We start from the raw sequence: 1,425 nt of genomic DNA, 5'->3' as shown, positions 1-1,425 counted from the left end.
AAGGCTCGCCGCACGGCGGCGCCGAGAGCCGCGTCACCACCCTCGCGGTCCAGTGCCGCCCCTCCCAGCCCTGTGCCCTGGCCGGTGTCCTGCCGGCCGTCGCGCCCTGACCCCCACCCCAGAAAGGAGGTACCGCCATGGGAGTCTGCGACCTTCCGCTGATGGACAAGGTCTGCGGCGCCGTCGACTTCGCCACCAACCCCGCCGGGACCGTCACCGACGGCATCGGGGCGTGGATCGCGAAGTCAGCGGGTGAGCTGGCCGCCAGTGCGGCCGACCTCGCCGCCAAGGCCGTCAACGAAACCACCGCCATCGATCTCAACGCCGGATGGTTCCGGGACAACTACGAGTTGCTGTTGCCCATCGGCCTCGCCTTGACCGTCGGCACGTTCTGCATCCAGTTGATGTTCGCGGCCTGGCGACGGGACGAACGCGCCCTCGCCCAAGCCGCGATCGGCACGATGACCGGCGTCCTCTTCTCCTTCTGCGCCGTCGCCTTCACCTCCGTGGCCATCACGGTGGTCGACGCCCTGTCCGACGGCCTGTTCCAGGCAGCCAACAGCTCAGTGGACGACGCGATCCGCCGCGTCATCAAGGTCAACCAGTTGGGGGCGATGTACGGCCTCGGCTGGGGCGTCCCAGCCCTGGTCGCCCTCGGCTGCGCGATCGGCGCGTTCATGTACTGGGGCGTGATGGTCGCCCGCAAGGTCGGCGTCCTGATCATGGTCGCCCTCGCGGTCTTCGCCGGATCCGGCGGCGGCTGGGAGGTCGCCAAGCGCTGGCGGCGGGGCTGGATAGAGGCCACCGCCACCCTCGTCGTGTCGAAACTGCTGATGACCGTGGTCTTTCTGATCGGCGTCTCGGCGATGGGCAAGTCCGATCCCCAGGACGGAATGGCCGCCCTGTCCGACGCGATGGCCGGCATCGTCGTCATGGTCCTGGTCCTGCTCTGCCCGTACGCCACCTACAAGTTCGTCCACTGGGCGAGTGACGGCGGCGGCCACGACGACCTGCACCGCACCGGCGTCGCCGGCATGGCGGTCGCCGCGGGGGCCGCGAAGACCGCGGGCAGCCTCGCGATGCAGGCCAGCACCGGCACTCCTGCTCCGCAGGGGCCGAGCAAGGTCCCCGGCACGGGCAGCGACGGTGTCGCCTCCGGCATCAACCCCACCGGCGGCAACCTGAGCGAGGAGGGCATCGACGCCGGACCCCCGAAGCCGCAGACCAGCTTCCGGTACGGCGAGGACCCGAACGCCTCCGGCGACAAGGGCCGCGCCCTGATCCAGCGTCCCGGCATCCCCGCGCTGATCACACGGCCTGCCGACACCGAAGCAGGAGGCTCCGAGGGTGCCGCTCCCCCCGCCGCCCAGCCCGCTGGCGCGTCGGCTCCGGGCAGCAGCCTGACCCGCGCAGGCGCCGTGCAGC

General features: G+C 71.2%; 1 protein-coding gene. It reads left to right on the top strand.

Features of this window, described 5'->3' with window-relative positions; all coding sequences use genetic code 11:
- Positions 1-137 precede the first annotated feature (137 nt).
- On the top strand, positions 138-1,425 hold a 1,288-nt coding region (locus G3I60_RS43565), incomplete at its 3' end, for a type IV secretion system protein (protein ID WP_239071035.1).

It is taken from the genome of Streptomyces sp. SID13666, assembly GCF_010548325.1.
GTDB lineage: Bacteria > Actinomycetota > Actinomycetes > Streptomycetales > Streptomycetaceae > Actinacidiphila > Actinacidiphila fildesensis.
This window is presented reverse-complemented; position numbering and strand designations above follow the sequence as displayed.